The organism is Peribacillus sp. Aquil_B1, assembly GCF_022603275.1.
In the GTDB taxonomy this organism is placed as follows: Bacteria; Bacillota; Bacilli; order Bacillales; family DSM-1321; genus Peribacillus.
In genome coordinates this window covers 66,170-81,682 of record NZ_JAKXEE010000001.1, presented here as the reverse complement: position 1 = coordinate 81,682, position 15,513 = coordinate 66,170, and the positions used below count along the sequence as shown (strand labels likewise).

Here is a 15,513-nt window from a genome sequence, read left to right as displayed (position 1 = left end):
AACTTGCTACAGCCTATTATGTCCCATGTTTTTCATTTCAATATACGGTTCACTCCTGAGAAAAATTTAACGGCCTTCCCCGATTGGATACCGAGAAAAGGCCGCAGCTTAAAACTCTATTTTTATCTTGGCAGATGTTCAATTGCACTTTCCCGATTTAAAACATCAGCCTGGACAATTTGTACTGCAATCATTAAGACCATGTTCGCCCTTTAAAAAACTTAATGGATCGTCTACATCAATTTTGAAATAAACATCGTGGCAATTCCAAAGTAAATAAGTAACGAGAGTATATCATTTAGTGTTGTAATTAGCGGACCGGAAGCTACTGCAGGATCGATGTTGAATTTATATAATACTAAAGGAATAATGGTCCCAGCTAAAGTCCCGATAATTAGTGTCATCACTAACGAACTTCCAACCACTAATCCCAGAACGGGATTTCCCTGCCAAACATAAGCTATGATGGAAATCAATATTCCACAGGTAATGCCTATTATCAATCCAACTTTCAATTCCCGTATAATAAGTCTCGTCACGACTCCTTTATCCGTATCACTAGTGATTAGGCCCCTTACAACAACAGCTAAAGATTGAGTACCTGTATTTCCAGTCATCCCTGCGATCATCGGCATAAAGAAGGCAAGAGCAACAACTTTGGACAATGTTTCTTCAAAACCGCTTATAATGGTTCCAGACACTAATCCGATAAACAAAAGTAAAATAAGCCAGGGAAGCCGGCGATATGCGGCCACGTGCGCCTTCGTGTCAAAGTCTATAGCTTTACCGGATGCCGATAATTTTTCAATATCTTCATTCGCTTCCTTGATGACAACGTCAATGATATCATCGACGGTTACAATTCCTAATAACTCATTATTTTCTTCAACTACAGGAATTGCTAAAAAATCATATCGCTCAATAACACGAGCTACCTCTTCTTGGTCTTCATAAGCAAAAACGGAGATAACCCGGCTATACATAATATCTTGAATTTTTTCAGATTCATCATGTATTATTAAATCCCGATATGAGACAACACCTACTAATTTTTTATCATGATCTATTACATAAAGATAATTGATCGTTTCCGAAAACTCCGCAAAGATTTTCAGTTTTTCAACTGATTCACGAACCGTATAATGTTGGGGGATCCAGACAAAACGGTTTGTCATTATTCGCCCTGCCGTTTCAGGCGGATAATTCATGATATTTTGAACGATTTTTGATTCTTCTTGTTTCATGCCTGAAAGAAGTTCTTCAATTTTTCCAGGGGATAGGTCCTCTAACAATGAAGCTAAATCATCATTATCCATTAAATCCATTACATGGCCGGATTTCTCTATTCCTAATTTACTAAGGATTTTTAATTGATGCACTTTCTCAACTTCTTGAATCAGTTCAGCGATTTGTTCTGAATCAAGTAATAACAAGAAGCGTGTATGGTGTTTTTCTGGGAGCCCCTCAAAAGTTCGCGCAATGTCATATGGTTGGAGTTCTTCTAATATTGCTTGAAATTCTTTCTTTTTTCCTTCTTTTAAAACCTTTATGATTTGTAAAGTCATTTGATCTTCCGTCAAGACTTTTATCATTTCGTCACTCACTCCTTTTTAGGGGGAGCCAAAAAATATTTCCCTTAAATATTAAGAGTAAAAAAATATTTATTCCCCTTCCAAAATCTTGTTTTCATTCTCGGGTATGTCGTCGTGAATAGTTATCCAAAAAAAATAAAAACACCTCCATTACAAATGAAGGTGTGAAATACGGTTTACATGCGTACTTTGTCTGAATGACAAATACAAACAGCCGTATATGACTGAATGATAAATACAAGCATAAATCCAGTTCCTCCATTCGTAGAGCTTTAGCACTGTGTGGCATAGGACAAAGCCAGCTACATTAAAAACCACCTTATGTCGATGGTTTCTGTTGACCCATTGGCGTCTTTCGACATTTTTGGGCAGTAGCGTATCTCCTACACAGGAGCCTCACCTAACGAGGATATTTAATTTACACATCCACTCTAAAAGAGTTTCTTTTAGATGTCAATGTTTGATTCAAATAATTCTAATAGTCAAAACAGCTCCGACTTAGGCGCTCTCGATTAAAGCAGTCTTATTGAATGTCTGTGAAGGAAACATTCGACTGATCTTTCATAAAGTACATACCTAAATCAGTTATTGGAATCCCAAAATAGCACGTGAAATATATTCCATCGAGGTAATTGGTGAAAATAACATGATAATTCACCCATTTTTTATGGTGGATCCTTTTTCACCAAAATCTTACATCCTGAAAAACAATGGCAGGTAATCTAACATAGAGGAAGATATTGTATTCATTCATTAGTATAATGAATGAAATTACAATAAGAAAGGAAGATCACTATGAAGATGCTTATACATACTTTAAAAAGGAATACCACATGTATCCTTGAAATCATTTATCTGTATATACTTTTCTTTTTTTCAGAGCTACAAAATACTACTGCAAGCTTATTAAAAATAAAGTAAGAACCATGTAATTTACCCCTCTTGAATGAACTTATGTTTAAAAAAGATCCTCTAGTTCCCGAACATTCCATAATATTTATTTCATCTACATAATTAGAACTTTCAACAGTCGTGACAGCCAGTTTGCACACTTTGTCTGTGTAAAAACCCCTCAAGGCGAAATGCAGATCTAGGTCCGACAAGCGTTTTAGGACTTTAACTCAGTCCTCTGTAATCAACTCCCACCAACCTGACTCGATATATGCAGCTGAGCCCCTTTTTTCAACACGTAATGATTATTCTACCTATTCTCCCTACTGAGCTTCCTTACTAGCCGTGAATGAAAAATATCACTTGATAAAGATGTTCCTTTCAAGTGAAAAACATAAGTTCACCAAAAAGGGACAAACTGTATTTGAAAAAAGAAAGGAGATGTGAGACATGACAAAAAAATTTAATAAAGGCAGCCGTAACCAAAATTCACCGCAATTACACGGGCAAACTCCTGTTAGTGGGGACAACAGCAAAGGTAATAAAAGAAATAAAGATCAGAGCTCTAAAACAGAGTAATTAAATGAAACAAACCGGCCGTATTCATACCGGTTTGTTTCATTTGTAGATAATCTTCTTAGTTATTGGGCAGAAAGAGATCAAAAAGGACAATTCTCAAAGTTACCCCTTCTCCCTTTAATCCCAAAATGGAGACTCGCTGAATTACCCTGTGTCTACTGGACACCTTTGATTCCCAAAAGGACAATTCATTATTAGCGCTATCCGAACTGTAAATGCAGTCCTACAAAACGCTCCCAGAAAAGTTTAATTGGAGGGCATTCACTTTTCATATACATATCTTGAAGTGAATTTAAATTCGTGTTAGCTATTTGATTCTTTTTGCAATAGGACCTTGTGATCCACTGTTGATGTCTCCAAATCATCAGTATCTTGATGAGTATAATTAATGTTTTTTGTCATCAGGCTTACCACCACCAAGACTGCGATATTAACAAATAGGGCAATAATTCCTACATTCAGGTCTTTAATTGCTTGAGGAAGATTAGGAAATAGTTGACTGATTTTTATGTTCCCCAGTTCCATAATAGAGACTAGCACTCCTCCTGTTATTATCCCGGCAAATGCTCCATGTTTGGTTACAAAATTCTTTCTCATCAAACTTGCGAAAAAGGCAGGGGCAAGTTGTGTAATGAAATTATAAGCGATTAAAGCGAGACTAAAGAGGGAATTTCCACCTTTAAAGGTCAAGTAAATCCCTACAAGAGAAATTAGGGGAACCAAGTATTTTACCAGCTTTGCAATCTGATTTTCCGTTGCTGATGGAGCGAATACGCTATATACATTTTTCGCCAGCAATGTTGATATTGACATCAACAGCATGGAACTCGGGACTAGAGCCGCTAACACGCCTGTACCACCGATTAAGCCTACAAACCATGGATCAAAATCCTGTTTAGAAAGCTGCAGCAAGATTTGATCGGCTTCGCCGCCTTTTAATCCAGGCATCTGTAGGATCGCTGCAAATCCAACAAAAAAGGCAAACAATAAAATTAATTGGTACATTGGCATTAGGATTGCATTTTTTCGCAGGGCTTTCTCGCTAGAGGCAGCATAAATAGGTGAAAACCCGTGCGGCCACATATAAAAACCAATAGAGCTTAATAGAACGGTCGATATATACCAAGAAACACTCATTCCTTGATCTGGAAGTATGGTATAGTTTGGCTTTACTTGTTCAATGGCCTCATACATAGGTTGAAGACCGCCATAATAATGAAGAGGGAAATAAACTCCTAAAAATACGACAATGCCAAGAATCAGAATATCCTTCAAAATAGCTGTCCTGGCAGAACCGTGAATACCGGAAACCATTACAAAAATGGTAACGCCAATTGCTCCGACCCAAATGGCAGCTGTAGAAGAAATAGCCCCATATGATGTTGCAGAAACGATATATCCTAACCCCTTCAATTGCAGGACTAAGTAGCAAGTACAAGCTACAACACCTATAACTGCAACAAGCACACCAAGATAAGGACTTTGATATTTTTTTACAAAAAAGTCAGATTGGGAAACTAATTGGTGTTTCTTTGCATACCTCCAGATTGCAGGAAAGGTCCAATAGGAGATAACTGTAGCCAGGCAGCCGTATGAAACGATACTAAAGATGGAACCCCCTTCCCCATAAGCAGATCCACTCGCACCCAAAAAGGTAAAGGTAGTATACATTTCACCTGCGGACAAGAGAAAAATCAATAGGGTCCCCATCCCGCGTCCTCCAACCGACCATTGTTCCAAGTTCATTTCTTTCCCTTTTTTAGCCTGGATACCGATCAAAACAGAAATGACGAAAAAAAACAGGATAAAAAAAACGGCAATATTCATCTTGAATCCCCCTTCTGATTAGCAGGATCCAGTAGATAAATAATCCACATTATACCTGTGGTCAGTACAGACCAGAGTACAATCCAAAAATGAAAAAATGGCATTCCCAGAACATAGGGAGTCACTTTATTTGTAAACAAAGCGCCTACAATAAAGCCAAGAAACGGGACAATTCCGAGCCAATATATTTTTTTCAAACTCTTCCCCCCTAGTATTTTAGATTTAACATTTTCAAAGTCCCATGAACAAATAACTTCACCCCATAGTGCAAAGCCTGTTCATCAATTGTGAATTTGGGATGATGGTGAGGGTAAATAATCCCCTTTTCTTCATTTCCGGCGCCAATCCCAATATAAGATCCCGGCACTACTTTTTGAAAAGCAGAGAAGTCTTCACTTCCCATAATCGGCTTTAAAATCTCTCGACTTCCTTCACCAAATACTTCACAGATCGTTTCGTCCATCAATCGGGTAATTTCTTCATCATTAATGGTCGGGGCATAACCAAACTGATAATTGAATTCATAAGTAGCTCCATGTGCTTCCGTAACTCCTTTTAGTATGCGTTCGATAAAATTCGGGATTTCTACCTGAAGTTCCGGTTTGAAGCTTCGAACTGATCCACCAATGCTAACCTTACTTGGAATAACATTAATCGCACTTCCAGCATGGAACTGGGTCACTGAAATCACCAGGGCTTCCTGGGCATCTCTATACCTCGAAACAATGTGCTGGAGATTCGCTACAACCTGTGTACCAATTGCTATGGGGTCGACAGTAAGTTCAGGCTGTGAGGCGTGCCCCCCTTTACCGACCACGGTAATGTTAAAAGTATCAGCCCCAGCCATCACCGGACCGTAACCCAATCCAATTTTCCCTAAAGGAAGAGTCGACAAGAGATGGGCGCCAATGATCATATCCACCCCATCCAGCACACCGGCTCTCACCATTTCTTGAGCCCCACCCGGCGGCAGTTCCTCAGCATGTTGAAATAAAAAGCGCACCTCCCCTTTAATTTGATCCTTTAACTGTGTGAGAATTTTTGCCGTGCCAAGCAGCATCGCCGTATGCCCATCATGTCCGCAAGCATGCATAACTCCTGAATTCTGTGACACAAAGTCAAAATCATTCTCTTCTTCAATTGGAAGCGCATCCATATCTGCCCGCAGTGCAATGACCTTCCCAGGCTGCTGACCGATCAAACGGGCCATAATACTCGTCTTTGTCGGACGTGAAATTTCCAATTCACCAAAAGTTTGCAGCTTTTCAAAAACAAATTGTGCTGTTTTTTCTTCTTGAAAAGAAAGCTCCGGATACTTATGTAAATATCTTCTCCAAGCAACCACTTCATCTTTAACAGCCTCGACCAAACCATGAATCATTATCGTTTGAGACACTCACTACAACCCCTTTTTCATTCAATTTACATAACAGCCCTTAATTTAGGATAGTTTAAGGAAAAAATTCCTTAAATAGAGTATAATCTCCTTCGGTTTTTATTTCAATATTTTTTGAAAATTCCAAACTATCTTTCACACTGCATCTATTTGTTAAATTTTTTTAATACGACATAAAGCAGAAATAAAAAAGCACCCAAATTGGGTGCCTGTTATTTATAATAATTGATAAATTTTACTCGGCCTGCCTCGGGTGGCATTAGCCTCTTCACCAATACATTGTGCCAAATCAACTTCGCACATATCTGCAACAATTCGCCGTACATTGCGCTCTGTCATCTCAAGATGTGTCGCTAAGTCTTTTGTAGTAAAATCACTCCAGCCCATTCTTTGAACGAGAGCCGAGATTTTCTTATACGTTTTAACACTGATGTTTCCGTTTTTTAACTTTTCTATAAGGGTTTTATTGTGGGAACGGGTATCATATTGCAGTTCTTTCGTTTTGCCTGGTGATTCGATAATTTTGCCATCATCTTGAATAATCACAATTTCACGCTTTTTCATCTCTTTTGAATGTTGAATAGCACGAAAAGCATTGATTTCCGCTGAATAGGCAGTCTCGCCGAAGCCAATTCCTACGGTAACGGGTGTATCTGCTTCAAAGGCCAATTTTTGAATGGTATCTTCGAGCGTTATCAGTTCTCGTTCAATTGCGCCGCGAGAACTAAAAATCATGTACCTTCCATTCCCCTTCTCTGAAAAGGAACCATTTATTTTTTCTCCAAGTTGAATCAACACTTCTTTTAGCCGAAGCTCCAAGTACTGTAAATGATAAGGAGTTTTCATTTCCTCTGCCACTTTGTTAAAATATTCGACTTCAATGATTTCAACTCCGATTTGTGTCCCCTTAAAGTAGGATGTCTTTACTTTTTCAGAAAGAATTCGAAGCGTTTGCCGAATTTCCATCTTACTCATCGACATACGGTAGGCTGGAATGCCATATTCCCTTAAAGTTTCACACACAGACGGAAAACAAGAAAAAGCGCCTTCTGTCTTTCCCGTATTCCATAAATTCAAGTGAAAATGTACCAATTCATCCGTATCAACATCAGTCTCAAAAACTTTCGTATAAATCTTTTGGGTCTTTATATTCAACTGTGACAAAGCTTCTTCGCTTATATTATTTGAGGACATAGTATCGATACTTAGATGCTCAATGATTTTTCCTTGTTCGTAGATCATCTCTAAAAAGGATTTATAAAAACCTGATTCTGTGGCTGGAACATGGACCAGTATTTTATCTGTACCTAGTGTTTTTTTTGCAATTTCATAGGGAAGTGGACCAGAAAAAAGCCATGCATGTACGTGAGAATCATGTTCCTTTACAATATTCTCTACCTCTTCGGTCCTTACATAGGGCAAAGAGATGAACTCTAACTCTTGTTTATATTCTTCTGCCAATACTAAAATTTGTTCTATAGAAGTTTTTAAACCGACAAGTCCGATTTTATACATCCAGTTCGACTTCCTTTATCATCTGTAATAGATTCATTGTTCTTTGTAGAATATCCTGGTTTAATCTAAGTCATGATATCGTAGTCCTAATTCTTCTGCTGTCTAACTATTGCTCAATTTGTATTGAGTCCTGGTTATAAGTTGTTTTGTTACTCTTGATCATATTTCAGTAGCAAAAAGGAGAGATTAGTTGTATTCATGCCCTCGCCAAACTTTTCTCTTTTATATCATTTTATCATGCAACATGAAGGAAAAATACGTTGTATACGTTAATCAAATGATACATTACTACTTTTCCAACTCATTAAACTTATCTTCTTTTAAGTTTAAGTAAGACTGAAGACTATCTGGTATTTGTTCAAACCAAAATTGTATTGTTTTTTAGTTATCCATTTGCCCAATATTCGCCATTATTTCTTTTATCTTATTATTTGAACTTATTAAACTAAACTCCCTCAAAACTAAACACTACCATAAGAAAAAGGTTGCCGCAGCAACCCTTTGTTACTATCGACCTTTTAGTTGAAGAATGGTAATTATAAACTAATGTTTAATAGTTCTTTTATCAAAAAAACATCAGAAGTATCTCTTTTGTTTATAAATACATCATTTTCTGTCCTGCTCCATTTGCTTCTTGCTTCTTTCCGTTCGGTTCTTGAAACAAGGCTTATAACAACAAGTGCTAGTGAAACAATGATCGATTTGGTCTGCTAATTTGGTAGTATATTAGGAAACTCTTTTTTAAAAGTCCTTTGAGTTACCTTCCTTTTGTTTGGAAAGGGCAGATAGAATGGACTGTTCGCCCTCTGCTTGATTTCCTAAAAATTTCTTAGTAAGACTTAACTTAAGAACAAGTTGGTAAACGATTGTGGCTGAAACGATACTTATGATGGCTCCGACAAGAACATCTGCTGGATAATGGACACCTACCCAAATTCGCGAAATACCTACAAGGACAGCCAAAATTCCCCATAAAAACCCCCAACCTCTTTTGAATAACCAGAAGGTTATACAAAATGAAAAAAATATGATCGTATGGTCGCTTGGAAAGGAATTATTGACTGCTTTTTCAACTAACTTATTAACGTTGGGCAACTCAGCAAATGGTTGATAATTCGTGTGGAATTGTCCTGCTATTTTCGCCAATATTTCTGAGAGAACCAGTGTAATAAATGCACAGATTACCATGATTCTATTTTTATTTCTTCGAGAAAACAAAAATACCAGGACTGCCAATACTAAGAAAAAAATCATGTATTCAGCGATGAATACAAAGAAAGGATTTAAATCAGGGTATTGTTTACCTAGATTATTAATCATTCTAAACAATTTACTATTCATTTCAGACAAAGCAATTTCCTCCTGATTGTATTGTCACGTTATCCTTCATTAAGCTCGATTATGTATATAAGATGAACTTCAATTAAATCTATATTTTACATCTTTAAGAAAGAAAGTCCATCATCAACATTGATAATACATGTATACCAATACTCAAGTACAAATTTGATTTATCATTCCCTTTTCCATTTTGGCTTTATATTAACTCTGGAAATCTCTAAGTATCATAAAAATTAATAGGAAGAAGCTTATCCCTTCACATTCAACACATATCCTTCAATTTCTTTCTTGCTTTTTAAAATAACTATTACCTTGTCAGGGTCACTCTTTTGAAGATCGGCAAATCTGGCTTTCATTTCTTTCTTGCGAGGAAAGTAGGTGGTCATGATAAATTTAACAAACTGCCAGTCTAATTTTTCATTGCAGCCTTTGCCCATATCCGGTCTTGTTTTACCTAGATAAGACAACCATCGTTTTATAACACGGTAAAGACAAACACGGAGAGGAAGTTCTAAATAAATAATCGTATCGGCAAGCTCCGAACGTAACTTAATAGAATTACTATAATTGCCCTCCATGATCCACTTGTCATGACTCAATATTTCCTTCTGAGCAGAAATAAAATCCTCTAATGGAGCTTCCACCCAGCCGGGCCTCCAGTAGTATGTATCCAAATGATGTACCTCGATATTCAAAGTATCTCCAAGTCTTCTTGCAAAAGTAGATTTTCCGACACCCGCGGACACTCCGACAACCATGATACGTTCCATTGATATACCATCCACTCTCCCTTTTATGTTCATAAGAAAAGGCGACCCTTCTTGAAGAAGAATCGCATCAGTGATAGAAAAGGAAGTATGGTTGCTGCGGTGTCCTGTCATGAACAAGCCCTTCCTTATATCTCATCTTTATTAAATCAGTTGCCCTAAATGTTTCTTCGCCTCATAATCAACAAGTTTTTCATCTTGCTTGATTCGTGCCAGATAATCCGGGTTGGCTAAAAGCGGACGTCCAATCGCCGCAACGTCAATGATGCCTTTTTCCAGTGCAGCTTCTGCTGTTTCAGGATCAAGCCCTCCCACACCGACTATAATTCCATCCCAATGACTGCGTACCAATTCATGCATGGTCAATCCTCTTGCAATCGGTTTGGTAAATTCCATCGTGGATGGGTGAATCATTTTGACTCCTGCTTCATTGAACGCTTCAATAAATGTTTGGATCGCTTTTTCAGGGTCTTCCCACATGTAAGATGGCTGGTCAATTTTCAAAGCCGAGAAACGAATAAGGGTCCGTTCCACTCCAACCGCATCAATAACTGCTTTTAGCACTTCCTTCATAAAAGTCAGGCGCTCTTTTAAATCACCACCGTACCGATCGGTCCTTTTATTGGAGGTGTCAGAATTGAACTGGTCTATTAAGTAGCCGTGTGCACCATGAATTTCAACGCCGTCAAAGCCAGCATCCATTGCATTCTTTGCAGCTTGTTTATATTGATTCACAACTTCTGCAATATCCGTCTCTGTCATTTCTTCAGGAGTGTCAAAAGGTTTGCCGAATCGTGAAACCTTTCCTTCTGCAGCGATAGGTGACGGAGCCTGTGGAGGAAGTCCTCCTGCTATTTCATGGTGACTTGCACGGCCCACATGCCAGATTTGCGCAATAATCGTTCCGCCTTCAGCGTGTACTGCTTCCGTTACTTTTTTCCATCCGTTGATTTGCTCTTGAGTATATATACCGGGAACTCCAGGATTGCCCTTTGCTCTTGGTGAAATCACTACACCTTCAGTAATGATAAGTCCGATTCCATCTTGAGCCCGTTTTCGGTAATATTCTACGGTCAGGTCATTTACAACACCAGTTTCGTTATCGGCAAAAGCCCGTGTCATAGGAGCCATAGCCGTTCTTGTTTTTAAGTTCCATGCGCCTATTGTTGCAGGTTCAAACATTTTGGTTTTTATTGTTTTCATTTAAGTCCCTCCTGTTAACCGCTTTACCTGAGCTAAATTTAGTAACTATCATTGTGTAAGATTATCCGATAAGTGGTTAATTTTCAAATAATTCACTCTGATTTTAGAGCTTTTGATAAAATATGGTAATAAAGACCAATGAAAAAGCCAGACAGAGAATTTCCCTGCTGGCTAATTTACTTTAATATCTTATTGGTCTCGCGCTGTTCTGATAAAAAAGGACACGATCAAACCAATGATTGCTAGGACAAGACCGAAAATAAAGGCATCCTGAACGCCTGCAGTCAATGAACCGCTAATGGCAGATGGATCGAACGGATCTTCTGCATCTGCCATATAACTTTTTTGGGATGCTGACATGATTGTAATGGCAACGGTTGTACCGATGGCCCCTGATACTTGTTGCAATGTATTCATTAGAGCCGTTCCATCCGGATAAAGTTTTTTCGGCAGTTGATTCAGCCCATTTGTCTGGGCCGGCATCATGACCATCGAAACACCAATCATAAGGAGGGAATGCATGACGACTACCATAATGATCGTCGTTTCAGTCGTTACGTTCGTCAAAGTCCATAACATGACAATCATGATAATGAAGCCAGGGATCACTAACCCTCTTGGCCCGAACTTATCAAAAATGCGCCCCGTAACCGGAGACATGATACCATTAAGCACTCCACCCGGTAATAGTACAAGCCCAGCAGAAAACGCAGCTAATGTAAGCCCTGTTTGCAGGTATAGGGGTAAGAGAATCATGGATGACATGATGACCATGAAGGTGATGAAGACGGTTATTAAACCTAATGTGAACATCGGGTATTTAAAAACGCGTAAGTCAATCATCGGTTTATCCATGTTGAATTGTCTTACGGCAAACAAGAATAGCGCTATAAGTCCAACAATGATCGAAGAAAGAACTATCGCATTGCTCCATCCTTGTTCTCCGACAATACTAAAGCCATAAACAATTCCGCCAAAACCAATGGTCGATAAAATAATGGATGGTACATCAATTTTTGGTTTGGTGATTATTGAAACGTTTTGCATATATTTGAGGCCGAATAGTAAAGCGATCACAAAGAACGGCAAAGACACCCAGAAAATGTAATTCCACTTCAGGTTTTCAATAATCAAACCTGAAACCGTCGGCCCGATTGCTGGGGCAAACATGATCACCAGCCCCATCAATCCCATCGTCGCTCCCCTTTTATGAATAGGGAAAATCAATAGGATGGTATTGAACATGAGAGGCAATAAAAGACCCGTTCCGATTGCCTGGATGACACGGGCTAGCATCAAGATGCCAAACCCGGGTGCAATTGCTGCAATGAGCGTCCCAATGATGGAGAACACCATTGAGGCAATGAATAATTGACGAGTATTGAACCACTGGATCAAGAGTCCCGAAACGGGAACCAGTATCCCCAACGTTAATAGGTAACCCGTTGTCAGCCATTGCACGGTGGAAGGACTGACATTGAACTCTTGTATTAGATCGCCCAGCGCCATGTTTAATGCCGTCTCACTGAATAACCCAATGAACCCTGCAATTAAAAATGCTATTAAAATGGGAGTCGTTCTAATGACTGTTTTTTGTTGCTGTGTTGCATCTGTAGACATAAAATTTTTCCTCCAATTACTAACTGTTCGACCTAAGCTTAAGATAATTTTTCCGTATGACTTATTTATTTATCAGCAATAATGGTATCTGTTCGGCAATGGCATGGAGAGGTTCCCCGCTTTTCGCCGTTAAGGATAAAAGGATACCGCCTTCAATTAAAGCATTAATTACGATACTCAATTCTTTTGCCCGTTTCTCACTGAATTCCGCTTCGAGTAATTTCTTCACATATATAGATTGCCAATCTTCTATCGCTTCTTGGCAGGCCGTTCTTATCTGCTCACTCGTCGTATATGTTTCTGCTGCAATCGTTCCGATTGGCAGTCCTAATAGGTTTTCACTATCACCAAATACCTCGGATAATTGAAAAATATGAGCCTGAATGGCTTTTATGGGATCATCGATTTCATCAAACCCCCGTTGAATTTCATCTATCACGAATTCTTTTGTATGAATAATCGCCTCTATCGCCAATTCTTCTTTGCCTTTCGGAAAATAATGATACAGAGAACCTTTTGGGATTCCGCTTTCCTCAATAATGTCCTTAAGCCCTACACCATAATATCCACGTATTCGAAAAAGTCGGGAAGCAGCTTCAATAAGAATGTCTTTAGAGTTTCGTTTCTCTGCCATAGCTGGATCACTCCTTAAAATTATATCAACCGGTCTATTAGAGACTATACTTGTCTATCATTGTTTTGTCAAAAATGATACTCATGAATGGATTGAAAACCACCTCATAATAAGGTGAAGACCGAAAAAAACTTGTGAACGGTCGAATATAGGGCCTCAACGGCCGAATACTTTGCGGGGTAGGTCGAATACAGGGCCCCAACGGCCGAATACTTTGCGGGGTAGGTCGAATATAGGGCCTCAACGGCCGAATTCTGTGCGGGGTAGGTCGAATATAGGGCCTCAACGGCCGAATTCTGTGCGGGGTAGGTCGAATATAGGGCCTCAACGGCCGAATTCTGTGCGGGGTAGGTCGAATACAGGGCCCCAACGGCCGAATTCTGTGCGGGGTAGGTCGAATACAGGGCCCCAACGGCCGAATTCTGTGCGGGGTAGGTCAAATATTGTGTGTGAATGACTGAATAAAGTGTGGTTTAGATCGAAAAACTGCGTCAACGGCCCAAGATAGTGCAGCGAATCAGATACTGTGCTCCGGTCTTTATGTTTTTTTACTGCAAGCCTCATCGGATTGAAGAAATTGGCGACACTCCTGCCGAAAAACTGACTAGACGAGACACCACAGGCGCTCCGCCGAGGAGGCTTGGCAGACAGTCTGCGGAAAGGGAGCGGATTTCTGAAATCAACTGAACTTCTTAAATAAAAAACTGCAGGCAAACTGAGTTTTCATCGAGTTTGTCTACAGTCTGATGAACACCTCATAATGGTGCTCTTGCAAAAAATCGAGGAATCCTACAATCCACTAAAACGCTTCCATTTATAATCAAAATAATCGGCCGGCCATCTTTATCTTCAAGGATTCTTGTCATGATTTTTGAAATCAAGAATAGCAATTACAAACATGCCAAAGCTTAGCATCAGGGAAATAACTTCGAAAGTACCCATTCATACATCGCCTCCTTATATCAAGCTTTTCCTGATCAGAGATTGTCCTATACAAGAAAAAGATGAAGCAGTGGCTTTTAAACAAAAAATAAGCAAACCCAATCAGGGTCTGCCCTTGTACTCCATTCGAATTTCTTTTCAAAAGACCGATTGCTGTTAATAACCAAGTTTTTTTTCTACAACGTTCATTAGGGGTTTACCGTCAGAATAAAGCTTTAAATTTTTCAGGAATAATTCCATTACCCGATCTAGGTGTTTGGAAGAGTTGTAAGCATTATGTGGGGAAATCATGACATTTTCCAGCTGCCAGAAAGGGTGGTCCTTAGGTAAAGGTTCTACTTCAAACACATCTAGAGCCGCTCCTGCTATGTGCCCATTGCTCAAGGAATGAATTAAATCTTCATCAACAATCGTATTACCTCGGCCGACATTAATTACATAGCTGCCTTTTTTCATTTTATTTAAGCGTTCTTTATTAAAAAAGTATGATGTATCTTTTGTAAACGGAAGGGCCATGACGACAAAGTCGGACCTGGAAAGGACCTCATCCACTTGATCCATTCCCATTATCAAATCAGCAGGTTCATATTCTGTGTTCCTCTTGGAGGGATTCCGGCGGCACCCGATAACGGTCATACCCAGTGCTTTACATCTCTTTGCTATCTCATAGCCAATATCACCATACCCAATTATCCCCACTGTCGCATTCTCGAGATCTTTCACAGGAATTTCAACCCAAGTTTTGTTTATTTGATTTCTGATCATTGTGGGTACACCTCTTGCTAATGAAGACAGCATCGCTATTGTATGCTCCGCTATCGGGACAGATGTGCAGCCTTTGACATTGGTGATGATGACATCGCTGTTTTGTATATCTTCATTCAGCATGGCTTCCACTCCAGCAGTGTCTGAATGGACCCATTTAATCGTTGGAGCTTTTTTTATAATGTTAAGATTATCATGAAGCCCCAGCGTATAAATGACATCAAACTTTGATAGATCAACTGTTGGCTGTGGTTCAGGTTCACCGAATTCCCATGGCTCGACAACAACTTCTGAACAAATCTCCTTAAACTGATTGATGTATTTTTCCGGTATATCGACCCTGATATAAAGTGAAGGTGCTGTTTTCTTAGAACCGGACATTATAAAACCTCCTCAAGACCCTCTTTTATGGAAAAGCAATCCGTTGCGGATTAGACCATG

General features: G+C 39.2%; 12 protein-coding genes, 1 pseudogene and 1 riboswitch. Of the genes and pseudogenes, 1 reads left to right on the top strand and 12 read right to left on the bottom strand.

The annotated features are described in order from the left end of the window. Nucleotides 1-233 precede the first annotated feature (233 nt). Complete coding sequence (gene mgtE / locus MPH60_RS00460; protein WP_241589395.1) at nucleotides 234-1,592, bottom strand: magnesium transporter; 1,359 nt, start codon at nucleotides 1,590-1,592, stop codon at nucleotides 234-236. A gap of 249 nt (nucleotides 1,593-1,841) precedes the next feature. Then, a riboswitch (M-box (ykoK) riboswitch) is annotated at nucleotides 1,842-2,007 on the bottom strand. Nucleotides 2,008-2,933: 926 nt separating this feature from the next. On the opposite strand from mgtE, the gene MPH60_RS27655 reads away from it, so the two are divergent. After that, nucleotides 2,934-3,062, top strand: coding sequence for a hypothetical protein (locus MPH60_RS27655; protein WP_272492785.1), 129 nt, complete (start codon nucleotides 2,934-2,936; stop codon nucleotides 3,060-3,062). Nucleotides 3,063-3,365: 303 nt separating this feature from the next. Here MPH60_RS27655 and MPH60_RS00455 read toward each other — a convergent pair whose 3' ends face one another. The 11 genes and pseudogenes from MPH60_RS00455 to MPH60_RS00410 form a co-directional block, all read right to left on the bottom strand. Then, nucleotides 3,366-4,889, bottom strand: a complete 1,524-nt coding sequence (locus tag MPH60_RS00455) for a sodium:solute symporter family protein (protein WP_241589396.1) — start codon at nucleotides 4,887-4,889, stop codon at nucleotides 3,366-3,368. Continuing rightward, nucleotides 4,886-5,086 carry a DUF3311 domain-containing protein gene (locus tag MPH60_RS00450; protein ID WP_241589397.1) on the bottom strand — a complete coding sequence of 67 codons (201 nt, stop codon included), beginning with the start codon at nucleotides 5,084-5,086 and terminating at the stop codon, nucleotides 4,886-4,888. The genes MPH60_RS00455 and MPH60_RS00450 overlap by 4 nt, the downstream gene beginning before the upstream one ends. 11 nt (nucleotides 5,087-5,097) lie before the next feature. Then, nucleotides 5,098-6,270: an amidohydrolase gene (locus MPH60_RS00445; protein WP_241589427.1), complete on the bottom strand. Its 1,173-nt coding sequence runs from the start codon at nucleotides 6,268-6,270 to the stop codon at nucleotides 5,098-5,100. A 231-nt stretch (nucleotides 6,271-6,501) separates the two neighbouring features. Next, on the bottom strand, nucleotides 6,502-7,800 hold the full coding sequence (locus MPH60_RS00440) for a hypothetical protein (RefSeq protein WP_241589398.1): 1,299 nt from the start codon (nucleotides 7,798-7,800) through the stop codon (nucleotides 6,502-6,504). A 741-nt stretch (nucleotides 7,801-8,541) separates the two neighbouring features. Continuing rightward, on the bottom strand, nucleotides 8,542-9,141 hold the full coding sequence (locus MPH60_RS00435) for an undecaprenyl-diphosphatase (protein ID WP_245406225.1): 600 nt from the start codon (nucleotides 9,139-9,141) through the stop codon (nucleotides 8,542-8,544). A 248-nt stretch (nucleotides 9,142-9,389) separates the two neighbouring features. Then, a complete protein-coding gene (locus tag MPH60_RS00430) occupies nucleotides 9,390-9,911 on the bottom strand; it encodes a topology modulation protein (RefSeq protein ID WP_241594826.1) in 522 nt (173 codons plus the stop codon). A gap of 141 nt (nucleotides 9,912-10,052) precedes the next feature. Next, nucleotides 10,053-11,099 (bottom strand): annotated as a pseudogene (locus tag MPH60_RS00425) (alkene reductase); the annotation flags it as partial. A 201-nt stretch (nucleotides 11,100-11,300) separates the two neighbouring features. Beyond that, the gene (locus tag MPH60_RS00420; protein ID WP_241594822.1) at nucleotides 11,301-12,731 is read right to left on the bottom strand and encodes an MDR family MFS transporter; all 1,431 of its coding nucleotides are present in this window, start codon (nucleotides 12,729-12,731) and stop codon (nucleotides 11,301-11,303) included. Nucleotides 12,732-12,792: 61 nt separating this feature from the next. Next, the gene (locus MPH60_RS00415) at nucleotides 12,793-13,365 is read right to left on the bottom strand and encodes a TetR/AcrR family transcriptional regulator (RefSeq protein WP_241594823.1); all 573 of its coding nucleotides are present in this window, start codon (nucleotides 13,363-13,365) and stop codon (nucleotides 12,793-12,795) included. 849 nt (nucleotides 13,366-14,214) lie between these two features. Next, nucleotides 14,215-14,307, bottom strand: a complete 93-nt coding sequence (locus tag MPH60_RS27935; protein WP_220126990.1) for a putative holin-like toxin — start codon at nucleotides 14,305-14,307, stop codon at nucleotides 14,215-14,217. Nucleotides 14,308-14,463: 156 nt separating this feature from the next. Further along, complete coding sequence (locus tag MPH60_RS00410) at nucleotides 14,464-15,453, bottom strand: D-2-hydroxyacid dehydrogenase (RefSeq protein WP_241594824.1); 990 nt, start codon at nucleotides 15,451-15,453, stop codon at nucleotides 14,464-14,466. Between the last annotated feature and the right edge of the window lie 60 nt (nucleotides 15,454-15,513).